General features: G+C 72.6%; 19 protein-coding genes. 13 read left to right on the top strand and 6 right to left on the bottom strand.

All coding sequences use genetic code 11. The features are described 5' to 3' along the window. Positions 1–190 precede the first annotated feature (190 nt). Positions 191–1,420: a glycosyltransferase gene (locus IE277_RS22060; RefSeq protein ID WP_189955275.1), complete on the top strand. Its 1,230-nt coding sequence runs from the start codon at positions 191–193 to the stop codon at positions 1,418–1,420. A 36-nt stretch (positions 1,421–1,456) separates the two neighbouring features. Here the strand turns inward: IE277_RS22060 and IE277_RS22055 are convergent, their stop codons facing one another. Both IE277_RS22055 and IE277_RS22050 read right to left on the bottom strand, forming a co-directional pair. Beyond that, the gene (locus tag IE277_RS22055; protein WP_189955030.1) at positions 1,457–2,482 is read right to left on the bottom strand and encodes an alcohol dehydrogenase; all 1,026 of its coding nucleotides are present in this window, start codon (positions 2,480–2,482) and stop codon (positions 1,457–1,459) included. 208 nt (positions 2,483–2,690) lie between these two features. Beyond that, positions 2,691–3,353 (bottom strand): TetR/AcrR family transcriptional regulator, encoded by a 663-nt coding sequence (locus IE277_RS22050; RefSeq protein WP_189955027.1) that lies wholly within the window; start codon positions 3,351–3,353, stop codon positions 2,691–2,693. Positions 3,354–3,493: 140 nt separating this feature from the next. On the opposite strand from IE277_RS22050, the gene IE277_RS22045 reads away from it, so the two are divergent. After that, complete coding sequence (locus tag IE277_RS22045) at positions 3,494–4,747, top strand: YncE family protein (protein WP_189955025.1); 1,254 nt, start codon at positions 3,494–3,496, stop codon at positions 4,745–4,747. A 70-nt stretch (positions 4,748–4,817) separates the two neighbouring features. Here the strand turns inward: IE277_RS22045 and IE277_RS22040 are convergent, their stop codons facing one another. After that, entirely contained in the window at positions 4,818–6,695 is a 1,878-nt protein-coding gene (locus IE277_RS22040; RefSeq protein WP_189955023.1) for a cellulase family glycosylhydrolase, read from the bottom strand. A 559-nt stretch (positions 6,696–7,254) separates the two neighbouring features. Between IE277_RS22040 and IE277_RS22035 the strand changes: the two genes are divergently transcribed. The 7 genes from IE277_RS22035 to IE277_RS22005 are packed head-to-tail and all read left to right on the top strand — an operon-like array spanning position 7,255 to position 14,800. Then, the gene (locus IE277_RS22035; protein ID WP_189955021.1) at positions 7,255–7,770 is read left to right on the top strand and encodes a (2Fe-2S)-binding protein; all 516 of its coding nucleotides are present in this window, start codon (positions 7,255–7,257) and stop codon (positions 7,768–7,770) included. After that, positions 7,767–10,130: a xanthine dehydrogenase family protein molybdopterin-binding subunit gene (locus tag IE277_RS22030; RefSeq protein ID WP_189955019.1), complete on the top strand. Its 2,364-nt coding sequence runs from the start codon at positions 7,767–7,769 to the stop codon at positions 10,128–10,130. Before IE277_RS22035 ends, IE277_RS22030 begins: the two co-directional genes overlap by 4 nt. Beyond that, positions 10,127–10,981, top strand: a complete 855-nt coding sequence (locus tag IE277_RS22025) for an FAD binding domain-containing protein (protein WP_189955017.1) — start codon at positions 10,127–10,129, stop codon at positions 10,979–10,981. The genes IE277_RS22030 and IE277_RS22025 overlap by 4 nt, the downstream gene beginning before the upstream one ends. 15 nt (positions 10,982–10,996) lie before the next feature. Then, entirely contained in the window at positions 10,997–11,872 is an 876-nt protein-coding gene (locus IE277_RS22020) for an AAA family ATPase (RefSeq protein ID WP_189955015.1), read from the top strand. A gap of 5 nt (positions 11,873–11,877) precedes the next feature. Continuing rightward, a complete protein-coding gene (locus IE277_RS22015; RefSeq protein WP_189955013.1) occupies positions 11,878–13,041 on the top strand; it encodes a vWA domain-containing protein in 1,164 nt (387 codons plus the stop codon). Beyond that, positions 13,034–14,137: an XdhC family protein gene (locus IE277_RS22010; RefSeq protein WP_189955012.1), complete on the top strand. Its 1,104-nt coding sequence runs from the start codon at positions 13,034–13,036 to the stop codon at positions 14,135–14,137. Before IE277_RS22015 ends, IE277_RS22010 begins: the two co-directional genes overlap by 8 nt. Before the next feature lie 21 nt (positions 14,138–14,158). After that, positions 14,159–14,800 carry an SRPBCC family protein gene (locus tag IE277_RS22005; protein ID WP_189955010.1) on the top strand — a complete coding sequence of 214 codons (642 nt, stop codon included), beginning with the start codon at positions 14,159–14,161 and terminating at the stop codon, positions 14,798–14,800. 317 nt (positions 14,801–15,117) lie between these two features. Here IE277_RS22005 and IE277_RS22000 read toward each other — a convergent pair whose 3' ends face one another. Further along, complete coding sequence (locus IE277_RS22000; RefSeq protein WP_189955008.1) at positions 15,118–15,618, bottom strand: metallophosphoesterase family protein; 501 nt, start codon at positions 15,616–15,618, stop codon at positions 15,118–15,120. Between the two features lie 115 nt (positions 15,619–15,733). On the opposite strand from IE277_RS22000, the gene IE277_RS21995 reads away from it, so the two are divergent. The 4 genes from IE277_RS21995 to ctaF all read left to right on the top strand — a co-directional run bounded on the left by IE277_RS21995 (position 15,734) and on the right by ctaF (position 18,968). Next, positions 15,734–16,171: a MarR family winged helix-turn-helix transcriptional regulator gene (locus tag IE277_RS21995; protein WP_189955005.1), complete on the top strand. Its 438-nt coding sequence runs from the start codon at positions 15,734–15,736 to the stop codon at positions 16,169–16,171. A gap of 49 nt (positions 16,172–16,220) precedes the next feature. Beyond that, positions 16,221–16,808, top strand: a complete 588-nt coding sequence (locus IE277_RS21990; RefSeq protein WP_189955003.1) for an isochorismatase family protein — start codon at positions 16,221–16,223, stop codon at positions 16,806–16,808. Positions 16,809–16,923: 115 nt separating this feature from the next. Next, positions 16,924–18,588, top strand: a complete 1,665-nt coding sequence (gene ctaD / locus IE277_RS21985; protein ID WP_229881896.1) for an aa3-type cytochrome oxidase subunit I — start codon at positions 16,924–16,926, stop codon at positions 18,586–18,588. Beyond that, the gene (gene ctaF / locus IE277_RS21980; protein WP_189955000.1) at positions 18,585–18,968 is read left to right on the top strand and encodes an aa3-type cytochrome oxidase subunit IV; all 384 of its coding nucleotides are present in this window, start codon (positions 18,585–18,587) and stop codon (positions 18,966–18,968) included. The genes ctaD and ctaF overlap by 4 nt, the downstream gene beginning before the upstream one ends. Here ctaF and qcrB read toward each other — a convergent pair. Both qcrB and IE277_RS21970 read right to left on the bottom strand, forming a co-directional pair. After that, positions 18,904–20,400 carry a cytochrome bc1 complex cytochrome b subunit gene (gene qcrB / locus IE277_RS21975; protein WP_189954997.1) on the bottom strand — a complete coding sequence of 499 codons (1,497 nt, stop codon included), beginning with the start codon at positions 20,398–20,400 and terminating at the stop codon, positions 18,904–18,906. The two genes, ctaF and qcrB, sit on opposite strands and share 65 nt — an antisense overlap. Beyond that, positions 20,397–20,672 carry a hypothetical protein gene (locus IE277_RS21970; protein WP_189954995.1) on the bottom strand — a complete coding sequence of 92 codons (276 nt, stop codon included), beginning with the start codon at positions 20,670–20,672 and terminating at the stop codon, positions 20,397–20,399. The genes qcrB and IE277_RS21970 overlap by 4 nt, the downstream gene beginning before the upstream one ends. Between the last annotated feature and the right edge of the window lie 64 nt (positions 20,673–20,736).

Here is a 20,736-nt window from a genome sequence, read left to right as displayed (position 1 = left end):
GCTCGACATGGTCGACATGGTCGGTATTTCGAACGGGGACCGGTCATACGAACAGCTCGCGCGCCGCGCGTAGAACCGCCCGAGGGTGAAGTCAACGGCCGCGCCCTGTGTGAACCCGCCGCCGCAGCCCGGTCGTTGGGCCCAGGCGGGGCGGAATGCGGCCATACTGGCCGTCATGCGCGTTGCGATCATGACGGCAGGCTCCCGGGGCGATGTCGCCCCCTACACCGGGCTGGGCCGGCGGCTCGCGCTCGCCGGGCACGAGGTCACCCTGGTCACCCACGCCCGCTTCGAGCCGCTGGTGGCAGGCTCCGGCGTACGGTTCCAGGGGCTGCCGGTCGATCCGCGGGCGGAGCTGGAGTCGCCGCGGGGCCGGGGTCTGCACCGCAGCGCGAGTGAGGCCGGGAAGCTGCTGCGGCTGGCGGACATGGCGCGGCGGGCCGTCGGGCAGATGACCGAGGACCTGCTCATCGCGGCCCAGGAGAGCGAGGTTCTGCTGCTGTCGGCCTCGCTGGCCCCGCTCGGCCACACCATCGCCGAGGGTCTGCGGCTGCCGAGCATGGGCGTCTTCCTCCAACCCCTCGCCGGGACCCGGGAGTTCGCGCCACCCGTGCTCGGCGGCGGTTCCTGGGGAGCGGCGGCGAACCGGGTGGCCGGGCACGGCGTGTGCCTCGCCACGGAACACATCTTCATGGCGGCCGTGCCCGGGGTGCGCAGCAGGCTCGGGCTGCCGGCGGTGCGCTCCGGTGCCGCGCTGCGGGCCCGGGAGCGGCGGCTGTGGCCGGTGCACCACGGCTTCAGCCCGCTGGTGGTGCCCCGGCCCCGGGACTGGCGGCCGGGTCTGACGGTGAGCGGCTACTGGTGGCCGTACGACATGGACAGTCAACTGCCCGGTCATGTGCGGGAGTTCCTCGATGCCGGACCGCCGCCGGTCTTCGTCGGGCTGGGCAGCGCGACCGTGCCGGACGCCGGGCGGCTCAGCGCCCGGCTGGTCGCGGCGCTGCGGCGGGCCGGGCTGCGCGGGGTGATCCAGCGCGGCTGGGCCGGGCTCGCGGCGGCCGGCGAGGACATGCTGGCCATCGACGAGGTGCCGCACGCGCTGCTCTTCCCGCGGATGGCCGCCGTGGTCCACCACGCGGGTGCGGGAACCACCGCGGCGGGGCTGCGCGCCGGGGTGCCGGCCGTGCCGGTGCCGGTCCAGTTCGACGCGGGGTTCTGGTCCGCCCGGCTGGTCGCGCTGGGGGTGGCCCCGCACGTCGTACCGCTGCGCCGGCTGACCGTGGACGCCCTGGCCTCGGCCCTGCTGCGGGCCACCCGTGAGCCGGCGTACCGGGAGCGGGCGCACCGCCTCGGCGCCCGGATCCGCGACGAGGACGGCGCCGCGCCGGTCCTGGCGGCACTGGACCGGCTCGGCGGCTGACGTGCCCGCCGGAGCCGGTCTACGCATGCCCCGGGATCAGCCGGTGGTGAGCACCATGCGGAAGCGGGCCTTGCCGGCGAGCATCTTCCCGTAGGCCGCGTCCGCGTCGTCCAGCGGGACGGTCTCGGTCATCGGGCGGATGCCGTGCAGGGCGCTGAACGCCATGGTGTCCTGCACGTCCTGCGAGGTGCCGGACGGGTGGCCCCGTACGATCCGGCCGCTCATCAGCAGCTGGACCGGGCTGATGCCCATCGGCTCGGGGTCGGCGCCGATGACCACCAGCTCGCCGCGGGGCGCCAGTCCGTCGACGGTGGCCGTGATGGCCGCGGAGTTCCCGGCGGTGGCCAGCACCACGTTCGCGCCGCCGAGGGACTGCAGGGCCTCGGCGACCGGGGTGCCGGAGGTGCTGTCGACGTAGTGGTGGGCGCCCAGCTGCTTGGCGAAGTCGGCCTTCTCCGCGCCCCGGGCGATCGCGACGGTCTCGAAGCCCATCGCCACCGCGTACTGCACCCCGAGGTGACCGAGGCCGCCGAGACCCAGCACGCCGACCAGGTCGCCCGGCTCGGCGGAGCTGCGCCGCAGCCCGTTGAAGACGGTCACGCCCGCACAGGCCATCGGCCCGGCGTCGCTCGCCGCCAGCGCGTCGGGAATCCGGGCCAGCGCGTCGACCGGCGCGATCACCTTCTCGGCGAAACCGCCGTCGTAGGCCCAGCCGGGCACCTGTCCGTTGACACAGACGATGAAGTCGCCCTGCCGGCACGGCTTGCAATGGCCGCAGCTGCCGCCGAACCAGCCGACCGCGACCCGGTCGCCGGCCTGCCAGCCCCTGCCCTGCGTCCCCTCGCCGAGCGACTCCACGCGTCCGGCGATCTCATGCCCCGGGACCACGGGGAAGCTCACGCCGGGCATTGCGGCGTTCACGAAGAGGGCGTCGCTGTGGCAGATGCCGCACGCGTCCACGGCGATCCGCACATGCCCGGGTCCCGGCTCCGGCACCTCCCGTTCGGCCAGCTCGAAAGGGCCGCCCGCGGTCGTCACCTGCGCGACTCGGTAGATACTCATCCGGCTCTCCTGTGTCCTGCGGCGTCTTGCGGCGTTGTCCTGCGGCGTCTTTCCCGTGTGTCCTGTGTTCCGGAGCACGGTCACGACACCCCCCGCACCAGCAGACCAGCTCCGGGCCCATCGCGCGCGCCGAGCCGTGCGGACCCGCACTGAGCCGAGCCGTGCGGACCCGCACTGACCTGCGCCGACAGGCCGGGCGGGGGCCCGGTCAGACGTCTCTGGGCCGCCAGCCCTCCGGCCGGAGCATGCCCAGCAGCAGCCGCACCAGCTCGTCCACCACCTCGTCCAGCGTGGCGTCCACCCAGCCGGCGCTCCAGTCGTGCAGCAGACCGTTGACGCTGCCGACGAAGGCCGCCGCCGCGAGCCGGTAGTCACGGGGCGCCGCCTCGCCGCGCGCCACGGCTGTGTCCGCCTCGGCCCGGATGAGGTCGATCCAGCGGGCCCGGCGGGCCAGCCGCTGCCCCTCCAGACGGGGGCTGACGCCGATGATCTCCACGAAGGTGATGCGGATGCGCCGTGGATCGCAGGTGACGCCGCGCGCATAGGCCCGGAAGAGCACGGCGGCACGCTCGGCCAGCGGCAGTTCGCCCGCTGTGCCGAGGGCGTCCAGCACCGCCCGTTCCGCCCAGTCGTTGACCTCCAGGTGCAGCGCGGTGAGGACGTCCTCCAGGGTGCGGAACGCCTCGTAGAACTGACGGGTGGACAGTCCGGCGGCCTGGCTCAGCGCGGCGACGGTCGTGCCCCGGTAGCCGGGTGCGCCGCCGAACAGCTCCAGGGCCGCGTCCAGGAAACGCCGACGCCGCTCCGCCTGCCGGTCCTCGGCGGATCTGCCGCCGTAGCGGCCCGTCGGCGCCTTGAGCCTGCCCGCCACTCTTTCCCCCTCCGTCGCCGTACCGACCGCCAATCTTGTCGTGCACACATCTTGTCGAGTACCACCCACCATCCTTACTTTTCAGTAAGTTCACTGTGAATGCGCCCGTGTTCAGATTCCCACCGAGAAAGAGAGCAGTCATGCCTGCCTCCAGAACCAGGCACCTGTGCTCCGCGGCCGCCGCCCTCGCCCTGACCGTCGCCGGACCGGCGACCGCCGCGACCGCCGCGGGCGGTGGCTCCGACGGCCTGCGGGAAGTGCTGTTCGTCGGCAACAACTGGGACGGCACCGCCGATGTGATCCACTCCTCCGGCGACTTCGCCAGGATCGGCCGGATCAACGTGATCCCCGACAAGGCGGAGCGGCTGGCGGAGATCAACGCCGACCCGATCAAGTGGATCTACTACACGTCCATCCGCAACGAGGTCGGCGAGGGACACGACCAGTACGCGGACGACATGTACTCCACGCCCGACGGAAAGTCCGTGGTCGTCTCCCGGCCCAGCTTCGCCGACGTCGTCTCCATCGACCTGGCCACCGACAAGGTCAACTGGCGCTTTCCGGTGGCCGGTTACCGGGCCGACCACATGGCGGTCTCGCCCGACGGCACCCGGGTCGCGGTCTCGGCGTCGACGGCGAACAAGGTGCAGGTGCTCGACATCGGCACCGGCAAGGAACTGGGCGAGTTCGGCACCGGCGACAAGCCGCACGAGAACTTCTTCACCAATGGCGGCAGGTACATCTGGAACATGTCCATCGGCGAGGTGACCACCTCCCTCGACGCCCCGGGCTGGGACTGGACCAAGGGCGACCGCCACATCACCATTGTCGACGCGACCACGTTCAAGCAGGTCAGGACCATCGACATGCGGGAGCGGCTGGACGCGATCGGGCTGAAGGACTACTCCGACGCGGTCCGCCCGGCCGCCTTCGCACCCGACTGGTCCAAGCTGTACTTCCAGGTGTCGTTCTTCAACGGCTTCCTGGAGTACGACGTGGCCACGGACAAGATCACCCGGGTGAAGACGCTGCCGGAGAACCCCGCGACCAACCCGGACCGCACCACCTGGCTGCTGGACTCGCGCCACCACGGCATCTCGATGAACCCCGAGGGCACCAAGCTGTGTGTCGCCGGGACGATGGACAACTACGCGACCGTGGTCGACCGGTCTTCCTTCGATGTCGGCCCGCTCATCACCGCGTCGACACCGTACTGGGCGACCGTGAGCGGCGACGGCAAGGACTGCGTCATCTCCGAGGCCGGCGCCGACCAGATCACGGCCATCGACTTCGCCACCGGCCAGAAGGTGCTGTCCGTGCCGGTCGGCGACCATCCGCAGCGCGTCCGGCTGGGGCATGTCCCGGCCGGCTGGACGGGCCCGACGGGGAGTTGAGCGCCGGCGGCCTCCGGGGGGACCCCACTCTTCCCGGAGGCCGTTCGGCTTGCTCGTCCGTGCGTTCCGCTCAGAAGTGCGCCGCCGCCCACCCGGCGAGCTCGGACGTGGCCGCGCTCAGCAGGCCGGCCGAGGGTGCCGTGGCCCCGTTGGTCACCAGCGCGTAGTGCAGGGTGCCGGAGTCCGGGTCGGTGAGCAGCAGCCGCCGGCTTTTGGTGCCGCCCGGTTCGGGGGCCACGGCGACGGGGGTGGCGGCGCCGGTGTAGGCGGGCGGGCCGTCGACCACACCCAGGTCGGAGACGACGGTGGTGGACGCGGTGGGGAAGGACGCCGGCAGATGCAGCTCGGTCGGGGCGGTGCCGGCGCCGGAGCGCCACACCAGCAGTCCGTACTGTCCGGAGCCCACCAGCCGGGCCACGTTCGGCAGGGAAGCCGGCACCGGGTTCCAGGTGAGGGTCGTCGCGCCGTCGCGGGAGCGGTCCTCGTAGGTGAAGGCGAGTGTCTGACCGGCGGTGGCGCTCGGGTAGAGGCGGTCGAGCAGCCGGGCGTCCTGGCGCAGGGTGGCCTTCTGCGAGTCGTCCAGGTCCACGGCGGAGAGGTCCTCGTCGTTCCAGGCGTCCTTGGCGGTGAGCACCTTGTCGGGGTTGCCGTTCATCAGCTCGTGGTGCCGGCCGCTGTAGATGTCCCACTGCCACTGGGTGCCGGAGAGCACCGGCCCCGAAGCGGCCGGGTCGGACCACCAACGGGCGCCCGGCAGCCGGGAGTCGAGGCCTTCGTACATCGCCTTCAGGACTGTCGGCGCCTTGTCGGAGACCGTGCCGGACAGCGGGTGGCCGAACTCGCTGACCATGGCCGTGGTCCCGGCGGAGGCGGCGCGGTCGCGGACGGTGGCGAAGTCGGCGGCGTACTGGCCGTCGGCGGCCTTGCCCCACATCAGCACACCGGAGATGGCCTTCTGGTCGTAGAAGTGGGTGTTGAAGACGTACCCCGGGCCGAGGGTGCCCGCGTCCAGTAGGCCGCCCTCCTGTTTCTGGGTGGAGATATTGGCGTTCCAGAAGAGGTTGGGCTCCACGAAGGCGGGCTTGTCCTGCCAGCCGGCGTCGTCCATGCGGGCGCGGAACCTCTCGTAGAACGGCCACAGCAGATCCTTCTCCCAGGTGCGGGAGGTCTGCCCGGAGTCGTAACTGCCCGCGTAGGGCTCGTTGTACGGGTCGAAGCCGGCGATGCCCGCGAACTCCGCGCCGCTCAGCTGCTGCCGGAGGTACGTCATGGTGGTCCGGGCGGTGGCGAGGAAGGCGTCCTGGAGGCCGTAGGTGTTGTGCCAGAAGTCGTACTGGGCCTTCTGCACGGCCGCGTTCTGGGTGATGTTCTGACCCCAGAAGAGGCAGATGCCGCAGGACTCGGCGGGGTAACTCCCGGCGTCCACAGCCCATTTGGGGGCGCCGTCACCCGTGTACCAGCTGCCGCTGTCGAACAGATGGCGGGAGTACAGGTCCTGGTGGAAGTCGGGGAAGACGCGGATGCCCGCGTCCAGGAACGCGCGCATCTGTGCGGTGACGGCGGCCAGATACCCCGTGTCCACCTGGCCGCGCACGGGTTCGGCGTGCGCCCAGGAGAGCAGGAAGCGGACCGCGTTCGCGCCGCCGAGGGCGCGCAGCGCGGTCGCCGACTTCTGGGCGTCGGCGACCGAGGCGAAGGGCAGTCCGTGGTTCTCCTCCAGCTTGGTCTCGCCGGAGACGTTGTAGCCGCGCAGGACGATCTCGCGCCCCTGGCCGTCGGTGAAGCGGCCGCCCCGCACGGTGAGCGGGGCGCCGTCGAACCAGAGAGAATCGGACGGGAGGGCGGGGGTGGCGGGGGTAGCGGCGGTGGCGGGCGGGAGACCCGCCACGGTCAGGGATCCGCCGAGGACGACCAGGGCAAGCAGCACACGCACCCGGAATTTAGGCATGTCCACCACAATCCGCGCACGCTGTGGGCAGCGTCAATATACCTGACTCATAAGTAAGTTGACTGTCAGTCAGTTCCGCTGAGCGGTGCGGGCGCTGTGCGCCGGTGGTCTCCGGTACGGCGCCCGGCCGGGCCGGCACCGGCACCGGGATGCCGAGCGTGTCCGCCGGGCCCCACAGCGCGAGCGGGGCGGCCGGGCCCTCGCCGCTCCGACCCGGCACACGACCGCCGCCGCGGCCTTCGCCCGCCGGATCCGCCCCCGGACCCCGGAGGCCCGGCCTTCCGCAGGTCGGCCGGGTCGCCGTCGACGGCGGGCAGCAGGCGCTCGATGGCGCTGATCAGCTCGGGCACACCCGCTCCGGTGGCGACAGGTGCAGCGGACGTGACCGCGAGCAGCAATGGATTAATGTTCAACAAAAGTCCGCCGCAGCGCTCGCCGCGACCTGAGCACGGCCGTAGGGTGACCTACATCACGCCAGATGGTTGCCTTCCCCACTCCAGATGGCTGTTTTCCCACTCCAGGTGGCTGATTTCCCTCTCCCGCACGGTCTGGAGGGCTCATGACCCGTATCTCGGTGAACGTGGACGGCACGACGTACGAGGACGACGTGGAGCCCCGTCTCCTCCTGGCCCACTACCTCCGCGACCGCCTCGGTCTCACCGGCACCCCGATCGGCTGCGACACCTCCAACTGCGGGGCGTGCACCGTCGACCTGGACGGGGCCAGCGTGAAGAGCTGCTCGGTGCTCGCCGTCCAGGCGGACGGACGCGCGGTGACGACCATCCAGGGGCTCGCGAAGGACGGCGAGTGGACGCCGCTGCAGCGCGCGTTCCACGAGCAGCACGCTCTGCAGTGCGGCTACTGCACCCCGGGCATGATCATGGCGGCACGGGATCTGCTCCGCGAGAACCCGCACCCGGACCCGGACGAGATCCGCCAGGCCCTGGAGGGCAACCTCTGCCGGTGCACCGGCTACCAGAACATCGTCCGCGCGGTGCTCGCGGCCTCCGGGCAGCAGGCTCCAGGGGCCGCCCCGGCGCCCGGACCCGAGGTCGGCGAGGAGGTCTCGGCATGACCGGCCAGGCCGTCGAACGCGAGGTGGGGCGCCCCCGGCTGCGCAAGGAGGACGCCCGGCTGATCACCGGCCAGACCAACTGGACCGACAACATCCAGGTGGCGGGCCTCACGCACCTGGCGATCCTGCGCAGTCCGATGGCCCACGCCCGCCTCACCCGCGTCGATGTCTCCCCCGCCCTGCGACGCCCCGGGGTCCTCGCCGCGTTCAGCGGCGCCGACCTCGCCGAGGGACTGGGTTCGCTGCCCTGCGCCTGGCCGGTGACCGAGGACATCGTGCTGCCCGACCATCCGCCGATCGCCGTCGACGAGGTCCGCTACGCGGGCGACCCGGTGGCGCTCGTGGTGGCCCGCGACCGGTACGCGGCCGCCGACGCCCTGGAGGCGATCGAGGTCGACTACGACCCGCTGCCCCCGGTCCTCGACCTGGAGACGGCACTGGCGCCGGACGCCCCGCTGGTCCACGCCGACAAGGGCACCAACCGCTGCTACACGTGGCCGCTCGTCACCGGCGAGACCTTCGAGGCGGTACGGGACCGCGCCGAGGTGATCCTCAAGCGCCGCTACCACCAGCAGCGGCTGATCCCCAACGCGATGGAACCCCGCTCGGTCGTCGTCACCCCGCTCGCCGCCTCCGGCGAGTACACGGTCTACTCGGCGACCCAGATACCGCACATCCTGCGGATCATGCTCTCGATGGTGACCGGCGTGCCCGAGCACAAGCTGCGGGTGATCGCCCCGGACGTGGGCGGCGGCTTCGGCTCCAAACTCCAGGTGTACGGCGAGGAGGCCCTCACGCTCGCGGTCGCCCGCAAGCTCGGCCGGCCCGTGAAGTGGACCGAGTCCCGCTCCGAGGGCGCGCTCGCCACCCACCACGGCCGCGGCATGATCCAGGACGTGGAGATCGCCGCCACCGGCGAGGGCAGGCTGCTCGGCCTCAAGGTGGACCTCCTCGCCGACATGGGCGCCTATCTGATGCTCGTCACGCCGGGCATCCCGATCCTCGGCGCCTTCATGTACCCGGCGATCTACAAGATGGACGCCTACGCGTTCCACTGCACCGGCGTCTTCACCACCCGCACCCCCACCGACGCCTACCGCGGCGCCGGACGCCCCGAGGCGACGTTCGCCATCGAGCGGATCATGGATGAACTGGCGGCCGAACTCGGCCTGGATCCCATCGAGTTGAGGCGCCGCAACTGGATCCGGCACGAGGAGTTCCCGTACACCGGCATCGCCGGGCTCACCTACGACAGCGGCGACTACGAGGCCGCCACCGACAAGGCCCTCGCCCTGTTCGGCTACGACGACCTGCGCGCCGAACAGCGCGAACGCAACCGGCGCGGCGACCGCGTACGGCTCGGCATCGGCGTGTCGACGTACACCGAGATGTGCGGGCTCGCCCCGAGCCGGGTGCTGCGCGACCTCAGGTACGCGGCCGGCGGCTGGGAGGCGGCGAGCATCCGGATGCTGCCCACCGGCAAGGTCGAGGTCGTCACCGGCACCAGCCCGCACGGGCAGGGGCACGAGACCTGCTGGAGCCAGATCGCGGCGGACGTGCTCGGTGTGCCCTTCGAGGACGTCGAGGTGTTGCACGGCGACACCAAGGCGGCCCCGCAGGGCATGGACACCTACGGCTCGCGGTCGCTGGCCGTCGGCGGCGAGGCCGTGCACCGGGCCGCGCGGACGGTCGTCGAGAAGGCGCGCAAGGTCGCCGCGCATCTGCTGGAGGCGAGCGAGCAGGACCTGGAGTTCAGCGGCGGCGTGTTCTCCGTGAAGGGCTCCCCGGAAGCCCGCAGGACCATCCAGGAGATCGCCTTCGAGACGTTCACCAACCACGACCTGCCCGACGGCATCGAGCCCACCATCAACGCCGAGCACGTCGTGGACCCGGAGAACTTCTCCTACCCGCACGGCACCCATCTGTGCGCGGTCGAGGTCGACACCGAGACCGGCCGCACCCGCATCAGGTCGTACGTCTGCGTCGACGACGTCGGCCGGGCCGTCAACCCGATGATCGTCGAGGGGCAGGTGCACGGCGGTCTCGCCCAGGGCATCGCACAGGCCCTGTACGAGGAAGCCGTGTACGACGACGAGGGCAACCTCGTCACCGGCACCCTGGCCGACTACCTGGTGCCGTCCGCGGCCGACCTGCCGGACTTCGTGACCGACCGCACCGAGACACCCGCGACGTCGAACGCGCTGGGCGTCAAGGGCGTGGGCGAGGCGGGGACGATCGCCTCGACACCCGCCGTGGTCAACGCCGTCGTGGACGCGCTCAGACCGCTCGGTGTGCACGACGTGCGGATGCCCTGCACCCCCGAACGCGTATGGCGAGCGGTGAAGGAGGCGTCGGCATGATTCCCCCCGCGTTCGAGTACGCCCGCCCCGCCGGCGTGGACGAGGCGGTCCGCACGCTCGCCTGCGCGGGCGAGGAGGCAAAGGTGCTGGCCGGCGGGCAGAGCCTGCTGCCGCTGCTCAGGCTCCGGCTGGCCTTCCCGGAACTGGTCGTGGACGTCGGCCGGATCCCGGAGCTGCGGGGGGTGCGCGAGGACGGCGACACGCTCGTCATCGGCGCGCTGACCACACACCACGCGGTGCTCCACGACCCGCTGGTGCGCCGGCACGCCGGCCTGCTGGCGGCCGCGACGGCCACGGTCGCCGACCCCGCCGTACGGCACCTGGGCACCCTCGGCGGCTCGCTGGCGCACGCCGATCCGGCCGGTGACCTGCCCGCGGTGGCGCTGGCCCTGGACGCCGAACTCGTCGTCGCCGGGCCGCGCGGGCGGCGCACCGTCGCGGCCCGGGAGTTCTTCGTCGACTACCTCCAGTCGGCGCTCACGCCCGACGAACTCCTCGTCGAGGTACGGGTGCCGAAGACCGACGGCTGGGGCTTCCACTACGAGAAGTTCCACCGGGTCGCCCAGGCCTGGGCGATCGTCGGCGTCGCCGCGCTGGTGCGGCGCGACGACGGGCACCTCGCCGAGGCGCGCGTCGCACTGGCCAACATGGGCTCGACCCCGCTGCGGGCGACGGCCACCGAGGAAGCGCTGACCGGGGCCGACGGTCCCGGGGCCGTGGCCAGGGCCGCCGAGCGGGCGGCCGAGGGCACCCGGCCGGCCCGGGACGTGTCCGCCTCGCCGGAGTACCGGGAACACCTCGCGCGCGTCCTGACCAGGCGGGCGGTGCTCACGGCCGGCGAAATGGGGTGAACGCCGATCATCACCATGGACGACCCGGAACAGGTGCGGACCCACCTGGAGAAGACGGGGTACCTCGTCGACGAGGGGCTGGCCGTCACCTGCTTCCTGGCCCTGAGGCTGCACCGGCCGCTGTTCTGCGAGGGCGACGCGGGCGTGGGCAAGACCGCCCTGGCCGCCGCCCTCGCCGAGGCGCTCGGCGCGCCGCTGATCCGGTTGCAGTGCCATGAGGGCATCGACGCCTCGCAGGCGCTGTACGACTGGGACTTCCCTCGTCAGCTGCTGCATCTGCGTGCCGCCGAGGCGGCCGGGGTGACGGACGCGGACCGCCTGGAGAGCGAGCTGTACGACCGCCGTTTCCTTATCGCCCGTCCCCTGCTGCAAGCCCTGCAGACGCGGCCGGCCGTGCTGCTGGTCGACGAGATCGACCGGGCCGACGACGAGTTCGAGGCGTTCCTGCTGGAGCTGCTGTCCGAGTACTCCGTCACCATCCCGGAGCTGGGCACGCTGCGCGCCGAGGACCCGCCGGTCGTCGTCCTCACCTCGAACCGGACGCGCGAGGTGCACGACGCGCTGAAACGGCGGTGCCTGTACCACTGGTTCGACCATCCCTCCTTCGCCCGCGAACTGGCCATCGTGCGGCGCCGGCTGCCCGGGGTGTCGGCGCGGCTGGCGGAGCAGGTCACCGCGCTGGTGCAGGCGCTGCGCGGCGCGGACCTGCTCAAGCCGCCCGGTGTCGCCGAGACCCTCGACTGGGCCCAGGCGCTGGACGCGCTCGGTTCGAGCGAGGTGGACGCGGAGCGGGCGGTGGAGACGCTGGGCTCGGTACTGAAGTACCGGGAGGACATGGACCGGGCCCGGGGACTCGATCTCGCCGCGGTCCTCGCCGCGCGGAGCGGGTGAGCACGATGAGCACGGACACCGGCCGGCTCGGGGCCGACGGCGTGTTGGTCGGGTTCGTGCGGGCGCTGCGTGCGGCCGGGGTCGAGGCGAGCACCGAGCGGTTGTACGCGTTCCTGCGTGCCGTGGCCGTGTTGCGGCCGGGGGTGCGTGCGGATGTGTACGAGGCGGGGCGGGCCACGCTGTGCGGCGGGCACGACGACCTGGAGCGGTACGAGCGGGTGTTCGCCGCGTACTTCGGGTCCCCGGCCGGGCGCACCGCTCACGCCCCGCGTACCGCTCCCCCGCCCCGGCTCCGGCTCGTCGCGCGCGGGGCGCCCAGGGGCGCGGGTGCGCCGGGCGGGAAGGCGCCGTCCGGACCGCCGGTCGCCGCGCTCGCCAGCTCGGCCGAGGTGCTGCGGCACCGCGACGTCGCCACGCTGGACGCCGCCGAACGGGACCAACTGAGCCGACTGCTCGCGGCGTTCGCCCTGCGGGGCCAGGCGCGTCGGTCGGCGCGGCGCGGGCCCGCGCGGCGCGGCGAGGTCGATCCGCGGCGCACCGTACGGGAGTTGCTGCGGCGGGGCGGGGAACCGGCCCGGCTGCGCCGGCACGCGCGGGTGGAGCGGCCCCGCCGCGTGGTGCTGCTGGTGGACGTGAGCGGCTCGATGGCGCCGTACGCCGACGCGCTGCTGCGGTTCGCGCACGCGGCGGTACGCGCGGGCCGTACGGAGGTGTTCACCATCGGCACCCGGCTGACCCGGGTGACCCGTGAACTCTCCCACCGTGACCCCGAGTTGGCGATGGCGGCCGTGGCGACGGCCGTGCCCGACTGGCGCGGCGGCACCCGGCTCGGCGAGCTGGTCCGCGAGTTCCTGAACCGGTGGGGGCAGCGCGGAATGGCCCGCGGGGCGATCGTCGTGCTGCTCTCGGACGGCTGGGAACGCGGCGATCCGGAGCTGCTCGGCCGGCAGATGCGCCGGCTGCACGCCCTGGCCCACCAGGTGGTCTGGGCGAACCCCCGCAAGGCCCGCCCGGGTTACGCGCCACTGGCCGCCGGGATGGCGGCGGCGCTGCCGAGCGTGGACGCCTTCCTCGAGGGGCACAGTCTGGCGGCGCTGGAGCGGCTGGCGGCGGTGGTGCGGGGCGCGGACGCCGGGGCGGAGCGGGTGAGAGGAGCGGATCGTGCGTGAGATTCTGCCGGCGCTGGCCCGCTGGCACGCGGCCGGGATCCCGTTCGGCCTGGCCACCGTCGTGGCGGTCAGCCGCAGCGCGCCGCGTGGGCCCGGTGCCGCGATGGCGGTGGGCCCGGACGACGAGGTCGTGGGCAGTGTGTCCGGGGGCTGTGTGGAGGGGGCGGTGTTCGAGCTCGCCCGGGAGGTCGTGGCGAGCGGTGAGCCCCGGCTGGAGACGTTCGGCTACAGCGACGAGGACGCGTTCGCGGTCGGGCTCACCTGCGGCGGTGAGATCACCCTGCTGGTACGGCCGGTGACCGCCGCGTCGGACCCGGCGTTCGGCGCGGTCGCCGCGTCGGTCGCCGCGGGCGAACCGGTGACCGTGGCCACGGTGGTGGCGGGGCCCGCGCCGCGCGGTGCCACGCTCGCGGTCTGGCCGGACCGGGCGGCGGGCACGCTCGGCGCGGGTGGTCTCGATGTCGCCGTCAGCGCCGACGCACGCGGCGAACTCGCGCTCGGCGCCTCGCTCCAGCGGCACTACGGTCCGCACGGCGAGCGCCGTGCGGACGAGGTCACCGTGTTCCTGCAGTCGTTCGCGCCGCCGCCGCGCATGCTCGTCTTCGGCGCGATCGACTACGCGGCCGCGGTGGCCCGGATCGGTGACTTCCTCGGCTACCGGGTCACCGTCTGCGACGCCCGCCCGGTCTTCGCCACGCCCCGGCGTTTCCCGGCGGGCGCCGAGGTCGTGGTCGAGTGGCCGCACCGCTATCTCGCTGCCACCGGGACCGACGACCGCACGGTGATCTGCGTCCTCACCCACGACCCGAAGTTCGATGTGCCGCTGCTTCAGGAGGCCCTGCGCCGCCCGGCCGCCTATATCGGGGCGATGGGCAGCCGGAAGACCCATGCCGAGCGGCGCGAGCGCCTCACCGAGGCCGGACTGACCGAGGCCGAGCTGTCCCGGCTTCGCTCGCCGCTCGGGCTGGACCTCGGGGCCCGTACGCCCGAGGAGGTCGCCGTCTCCGTCGCCGCCGAGATCGTCGCCCTGCGCTGGGGCGGCAGCGGCGCGCCGCTGACCGGCACCGCCGGTGCCATCCATCCGACGGCGGTCTGACCCGTCCGGGAGGAGCACGTCATGGAGTTGCACCACGAGTTCACCGTCCCCGTCCCGGTCGACGACGCCTGGCACGCGCTCCTCGACATCGAACGGGTCGCGCCCTGTCTGCCGGGTGCGGTGGTGGAGGAGTACGACGGCACGACCGTGACCGGCTCGGTGAAGGTCACGCTCGGCCCGGTGACCGTCGTCTACCGGGGTACGGCGGTCTTCGAGGAGCAGGACGCGGTGGCGCACCGGATGGTGCTGGTGGCCAGCGGCCGGGAGACCCGGGGGCAGGGCACGGCCAGGGCGACGGTCACCGGCACGCTCAGCGAGCACGACGGCGGTACGGCGGTGTCGGTGCGGACCGACCTGACGGTGACCGGCCGCCCGGCCCAGTTCGGGCGGGGCGTGCTGGCGGAGGTGGGCGAGCGGCTGGTGGGCCGGTTCGCCGACTGCCTGGCGGAGCGGCTGGCGACGCGCCCCGAGCCGGCCGCGGAGGAACCGGCCGCCCCCGCCGACGAGCAGCCCCAGCCGCTCGACCTCCTGCGCACGGCCGGGATACCGGTGGCCAAGCGCGCGGCAGCGGTGGCGCTGGTGCTCGCCGTACTGGCCGGAGCCGCGGCACACCTGCGGCGGAGAGGCCGAACGACGTCACCCCGGCGCCGCACAGCTACCTAGGGGCGCGGGGAACTGCGTGACCGGGCACGCACCACGCGCACCCGCAGGCGCACGGATCCCGGCAGACGGGAGGCCGTCACCGCCGGCTGCCCGCTAGGGCCTGTCGTCAAACTCCCGTCGTCCGCCCGGAGGGCGGGCCCGGCGGGGGCTGGTACATGCAGCTGCAAGGCGGAGGAGGGAGTCGACACGGCGTGTCGGCGACCGACGACAACGCGGCTGGGGGTGCCCCCTCTGGGGGAGTGCGTGCCAGCCCCCGCCGGGCTGGGGGCACCTCCCACGCCCTCAAGGCAGCGGGGGAGGGAGTTTGACGGCAGGCCCTAGGGATTCGGCAGACGGTGCAAGGTCACCTCGGTCAGCGCGCCGTCGGCGACCGTGGCCGTCAGATAGGTGCGGTGGGGCTGGCGGCGGCGGTCGGTCGGGGAGCCGGGGTTGAGCAGGCGCAGTCCGGTCGGGGCGGTGGTGTCCCAGGGGATGTGGCTGTGCCCGAAGACCAGCACGTCGAGGTCGGGGAAGCGGGCGGCGCAGCGCGCCTCGCGGCCCTGGGCGGGGCCGGTCTCGTGCACGACGCCGAAGCGCAGGCCGCCCAGCTCGGCGTACGCCGTCTCGGGGAGCCGGGCCCGCAGCTCGGGTCCGTCGTTGTTGCCGTGGACGCCGATGAGCCGGCGGCTGCGGCTCTCCAGCAGGTCCAGGGTGGCGGTGTCCACCCAGTCACCGGCGTGGAACACCACGTCCGCGTGCGGGAGTTCGGCCAGCAGCTGGTCCGGGAGCCGCTTGGCGCGCTTCGGCAGATGGGTGTCGGACACGATCAGCAGTCGCACAGGGCCAACGTAACCGAGGCGGCGGACGGCCGGCGGCGGACCCTCCGCAAATCAATCAGGCAAGACTGAACAGTTCAAGCTGGACAGTTTGGGCTGGCGGTCGTACGCTGACGGCATGGCTGACATCTCCGACTCCGCCACCCGCGCCGCGCGCGATCTGCGTGTGGTGTTCAGCCGGCTGCGGCGTCGTATCCGCGAGGTCGCGCAGGACACCGACCTCAGCCCTTCGCAGGAGTCGGCGCTCACCCTGGTCGGCAAGCACGGCGCCGCCACGGCCAGCGCGCTCGCCGCCGCCGAGGGCGTGCGCCCGCAGTCGATGGCGACCACGCTGGCCGCCCTGGACCAGCACGGTCTGATCCGGCGCGCCCCCGACCCGGAGGACGGCCGCCGCCAGCTGGTCACGCTGACCGACGCGGGCAGGGCCCGCACGGAAGGCAACCGGCAGGTGCGCGAGGAGTGGCTGGCCCGCGCCTTCCAGGACCGCTACTCGGAGGAGGAACGGCAGACCGTCCTCCGGGCACTGGAGTTGATGGAACGACTGTCGCAGCCCTGACAGAGGCTCACCGCCCGCACCACCACCCCCGGAAAGGCCTGACCGACCCATGTCGCTCACCACGCTCGACCCCCGTACCGCCCTCGTCGCGATCGACCTGCAGAACGGCATCACGGCGATGCCGACCCAGCCGTACACCGGCCCGGAGGTCGTGGCGCGCACCGCCGAGCTCGCCGACGCCTTCCGCGCCCGGAACCTGCCCGTGGTCCTGGTCCGTGTCTCCTTCGCCGCCGACGGCGCCGACGCGGTCCCCGGCCGTACCGAGCGCCGGCCCGGGGGCCTGGCCTTCCCGGACGGCTGGGACGTCATCGTCGGCGAGCTGTCCGGCCACCCCGGCGACCTCCACGTCACCAAGCACAACTGGAGCGCCTTCCACGGCACCGGACTGGATGTCCAGCTGCGCCGCCGCGGCATCACCCAGATCGTGCTGACCGGCATCGCCACCAGCATCGGCGTGGAGTCCACCGCCCGTGACGCCTACGCCCACGGCTACCACGTCACCCTCGCCACCGACGCGATGGCCGACGCCGTGCCCGAGGCCCACACGAACAGCGTCGAGCACATCTTCCCGAGGCTCGGCGAGAGCGGCACGACGACCGAGGTCCTGGAACTGCTCGCCAAGACCCACGCCGCCTGACGCCTCACCCGGGCGCCGCCCCGCCGAGGAGCGCCGCCCCGCGAAGGGGGAGTTTGCCGGGAAGGCGTCCCGGGTAGCGTGACGCGCAATGACGGAACTATCGGATATGCCCGGAATGTCGGACATTGACGAGGTGATCGCGCGGTACACAGCGCCCGCACCCCGTCCCGGCCGCACGCTGCTGCGCTGGATCTCCACCGCCGACCACAAGGTCATCGGCCGGCTCTACATGGTCACGGCGTTCTGCTTCTTCCTCTTCGCGGGGCTGCTCGCCCTCGGCATGCGCGCGGAACTCGTCCGGCCCGGTCTGCAGTTCCTGAGCGAGCAGGGCTACGACCAGTTCTTCACGATCCACGGCACGATCATGATGCTGCTGTTCGCGACCCCGATGTTCGCCGGGTTCGCCAACGCGGTGATGCCGCTGCAGATCGGCGCGCCCGACCTGGCCTTCCCCCGGCTGAACGCGCTGTCGTACTGGATGTACCTGTTCGGCGGCCTGATGGTGGTCTCCGGCTTCCTGGTGCCCGGCGGGGCGGCGTCCTTCGGCTGGTTCGCCTACGCGCCCCTGAACAGCGCCTACTTCACCCCCGGCGCGGGCGGCGACCTGTGGGTGATGGGACTGGTGGTCTCGGGGGTGTCGACGACGCTGACGGCGGTGAACTTCGTCGCCACGATCCTGTCCCTGCGCGCGCCGGGCATGACGATGTTCCGGATGCCGATCTTCACCTGGAACGTGCTGTTCACCTCGATCCTGGTCCTGCCCGCGTTCCCGGTGCTCACCGCGGCGCTGCTGGTGCTGGAGGCGGACCGGAAGTTCGGGGCGCACGTCTTCGACGCGGCGAACGGGGGCGCGCTGCTGTGGCAGCACCTGTTCTGGTTCTTCGGGCATCCCGAGGTCTACATCGTGGCGCTGCCGTTCTTCGGGATCGTCTCGGAGATCCTGCCGGTGTTCTCCCGCAAGCCGCTGTTCGGCTATCTGCCGATGATCGGGGCCACGATCGCGATCACCATGCTGTCGGCGGTGGTGTGGGCGCACCACATGTTCGCGACCGGCGCGGTCCTGCTGCCGTTCTTCTCCGTCATGTCGTTCCTGATCGCGGTGCCCACCGGCATCAAGTTCTTCGCCTGGATCGGGACCATGGTCCACGGGTCCGTCTCGTTCGAGACGCCGATGCTGTGGTCGCTGGGGTTCCTGGTGTCGTTCCTGCTGGGCGGGCTGAGCGGGGTGCTGATCGCCTCGCCGCCGCTGGACTTCCATCTGACCGACACCTATTTCATCGTGGCGCATCTGCACTATGTGCTGTTCGGCACGGTGGTGTTCGCGATGTTCGCCGGGTTCTACTTCTGGTGGCCGAAGTTCACCGGGAAGATGCTGGACGAGCGGCTCGGCAGGCTGCACTTCTGGCTGCTGTTCCCGGCGTTCCAGCTGACGTTCCTGGTGCAGCACTGGCTCGGCGAGGCCGGTATGCCCCGCCGGTACGCGGACTATCTGCCCGAGGACGGCTTCACCCTGCTCAACACCCTGTCGTCGGCGGGCGCGTTCCTGCTCGGCATCTCCACCCTGCCGTTCCTCTACAACGTGTGGCGCACCGCCGCCAGAGGCGAGCGGGTCACCGTGGACGACCCCTGGGGGTGGGGCCGCGGCCTGGAGTGGGCGACATCCTGCCCGCCGCCGCGCCACAACTTCCTGGCGCTGCCCCGGATCCGCTCGGAGTCGCCCGCCTTCGACCTGCACCATCCGGAGGTCGTGCGCCGGGCCGAGGAGGAGGGCAGCCGGTGAGGGCGGAGGCGATGCTGTTCGGCGGGGTGGCGGTGTTCTTCGGCGGGTCCGCGGCACTGTACGGGGTGTGGTCGCGGGACGAGACGGGCACGGTCGCGCTGGTCGTCGCGTGCGCGATGGCCGCGCTGGTCGCGTTCTTCTGTCTGATCCAGTACCGGCGCCGGGGAGCGCGGGCGCAGGACCGCGGCGACGCGGACGTGGCGGACGGGGCCGGGCCGGTGGCGTTCTTCCCCGACGAGAGCCCGTGGCCGGTCCTGACCGCGCTCGGTTTCGCGATGACGGCGACCGGGGTGGTCTTCGGGCTGTGGCTGTTCCTCATCGGTCTGGGCGTTCTGGCGCGTGGGGTGTACGGGATGGTGTTCCAGTACGCGCGCCGGTGAGCGCTCTGCGCGGCGCGCCGGGCCGGAACGCGGCGACGGGCTCGCGCCCGCTCTCGTAGCCGCCGGTGACGCTCTGCCTGATCTCGCCCGTGGGCACGCCCTCGGCCAGCCGCTCGGTCTCGGCCGCCGTCAGGGCCCGGCACAGCCACCGGGTCAGCAGGAAGGCGAGGACCGGGGCCACGATCAGGGCGATGCGCAGCACCCAGGTGAGGCCGTTGACGGAGATGCGGAAGGTCTGGGCGACGATGTCGTTGCCGCCGGCCAGCAGCAGCACGCCGTAGAACACGGTGCCGGCCACGCCGAGCCCGGTGCGGACGGGCCGCTCCCGGGGACGGTCGCACAGATGCCGCTCGGTGCGCCCCTCCCCCGTCAGCCGCTGCTCCACGAACGGATAGGCGTACAGCACGGCGAACAGCGCTCCCGGCAGGACGACCGCCGGGAGCAGGACGTTCCACATGAGGGTGTGGCCCGCGAGGTTCGTCTCCCACGGCGGGACGAGCCGCAGCGCGCCCTCCAGGAAGCCGACGTACCAGTCGGGCTGGGAGCCGGTGGAGGCCTGGTCGGGGCGGTAGGGGCCGTAGTTCCAGACCGGGTTGACCTGGGCGAGGCCGGACAGGAGCACCAGCAGGCCGGTCACGGCGACGGCCAGGCCCCCGGAGGAGGCGGTGAACTGCGGGAAGAACGGCTTGCCGACGGCGTTGGCCTGGGTGCGGCCCGGACCGCGCCACTGGGTGTGCTTGAGATGCACCACCAGCATCAGATGTACGGCGACCAGGGCGAGGAGCGCTCCCGGGAGCAGCAGGACGTGCACCGGGTACAGACGGGTGACGATGTCGTGGGCCGGGTACGCGCCGCCGAACACGAAGAAGGCGACGTACGTGCCGACGACCGGGATCGACAGCATGATGCCCTGCGCGATACGCAGCCCGGTCCCGGAGAGCAGGTCGTCGGGGAGCGAGTAGCCGGCGAAGCCCTCGGCGAGCGAGAGCACGAACAGGGTGAGGCCGACGGCCCAGTTCAGCTCGCGGGGCCGGCGGAAGGCGCCGGTGAAGAAGATCCGCAGCAGGTGCACGCCGATCGCGGCGAGGAAGACCAGCGCGGCCCAGTGGTGGGTCTGCCGCATCAGCAGCCCGCCGCGTACGTCGAAGCTGATGTGCAGGGTGGAGTCGAAGGCGGCCGACATGCGCACTCCGCGCAGTGGCGCGTAGGGGCCCGCGTAGACGACCTCGCGCATCTCCGGCTGGAAGAACAGGGTCAGCCAGACCCCGGTCAGGATCAGCACCAGCAGGCTGTACAGGGCGAGTTCGCCGAGCAGGAAGGACCAGTGGTCGGGGAACGCCTTGCGCAGCAGCGAGCCGCCCCGGAGCGCGGGCAGCCGGGCGTCCACGGCGTCCACCAGCCGCGCGGCGCGGCGGCCGCCGGCAGGCCTCATGCGTCCCCGGGCTCCGCCGCCGCCCGGGCCACCTCGGCCTCGACGTCGGGGCGCGGCCGGCCGGTCTCCTTCGCGTAGTCGCTCACCGCGCTCTGCACATCCCGGGCCAGGTCCCGCCAGGCGCGCAGCGCGGTCTCGTAGGTGCCCGACTGGGCGCCGGTCATGCCCCGCTCGGCCGGCGGGCCGTAGGCGTCCCGCAGCTCCTCGACCGTGGCCTGGGCCGCGTCGGCCGCGCGCTGTTTCTGCACGAGTTCTTCGAAGGTGTGTGGCACACCGATCGACCCTAGGCACGGCTCGCACAGAATCCCTCCCCACCCTGCCGAGACGCCCCCGCGA

This window comes from Streptomyces alanosinicus, assembly GCF_014650595.1.
Lineage (GTDB): Bacteria > Actinomycetota > Actinomycetes > Streptomycetales > Streptomycetaceae > Streptomyces > Streptomyces alanosinicus.
The sequence above is the reverse complement of the archived record's forward strand: the minus strand, read 5'-3'. Positions and strand labels throughout refer to the sequence as shown.

What these genes read in the sequence shown, in the direction of transcription:
- IE277_RS22035 (WP_189955021.1), top strand. Translation starts at nt 7,255, where the DNA reads ATGACCCGTATCTCGGTGAACGTGGACGGCACGACGTACGAGGACGAC.
- IE277_RS22005 (WP_189955010.1), top strand. Translation starts at nt 14,159, where the DNA reads ATGGAGTTGCACCACGAGTTCACCGTCCCCGTCCCGGTCGACGACGCC.
- IE277_RS22020 (WP_189955015.1), top strand. Translation starts at nt 10,997, where the DNA reads ATGGACGACCCGGAACAGGTGCGGACCCACCTGGAGAAGACGGGGTAC.
- IE277_RS22055 (WP_189955030.1), bottom strand. Translation starts at nt 2,482, where the DNA reads ATGAGTATCTACCGAGTCGCGCAGGTGACGACCGCGGGCGGCCCTTTC.
- IE277_RS22015 (WP_189955013.1), top strand. Translation starts at nt 11,878, where the DNA reads ATGAGCACGGACACCGGCCGGCTCGGGGCCGACGGCGTGTTGGTCGGG.
- ctaD (WP_229881896.1), top strand. Translation starts at nt 16,924, where the DNA reads ATGTCGGACATTGACGAGGTGATCGCGCGGTACACAGCGCCCGCACCC.
- IE277_RS22045 (WP_189955025.1), top strand. Translation starts at nt 3,494, where the DNA reads ATGCCTGCCTCCAGAACCAGGCACCTGTGCTCCGCGGCCGCCGCCCTC.
- IE277_RS22040 (WP_189955023.1), bottom strand. Translation starts at nt 6,695, where the DNA reads ATGCCTAAATTCCGGGTGCGTGTGCTGCTTGCCCTGGTCGTCCTCGGC.
- IE277_RS22030 (WP_189955019.1), top strand. Translation starts at nt 7,767, where the DNA reads ATGACCGGCCAGGCCGTCGAACGCGAGGTGGGGCGCCCCCGGCTGCGC.
- IE277_RS22060 (WP_189955275.1), top strand. Translation starts at nt 191, where the DNA reads ATGACGGCAGGCTCCCGGGGCGATGTCGCCCCCTACACCGGGCTGGGC.
- IE277_RS22025 (WP_189955017.1), top strand. Translation starts at nt 10,127, where the DNA reads ATGATTCCCCCCGCGTTCGAGTACGCCCGCCCCGCCGGCGTGGACGAG.
- qcrB (WP_189954997.1), bottom strand. Translation starts at nt 20,400, where the DNA reads ATGAGGCCTGCCGGCGGCCGCCGCGCCGCGCGGCTGGTGGACGCCGTG.
- IE277_RS21995 (WP_189955005.1), top strand. Translation starts at nt 15,734, where the DNA reads ATGGCTGACATCTCCGACTCCGCCACCCGCGCCGCGCGCGATCTGCGT.
- IE277_RS21990 (WP_189955003.1), top strand. Translation starts at nt 16,221, where the DNA reads ATGTCGCTCACCACGCTCGACCCCCGTACCGCCCTCGTCGCGATCGAC.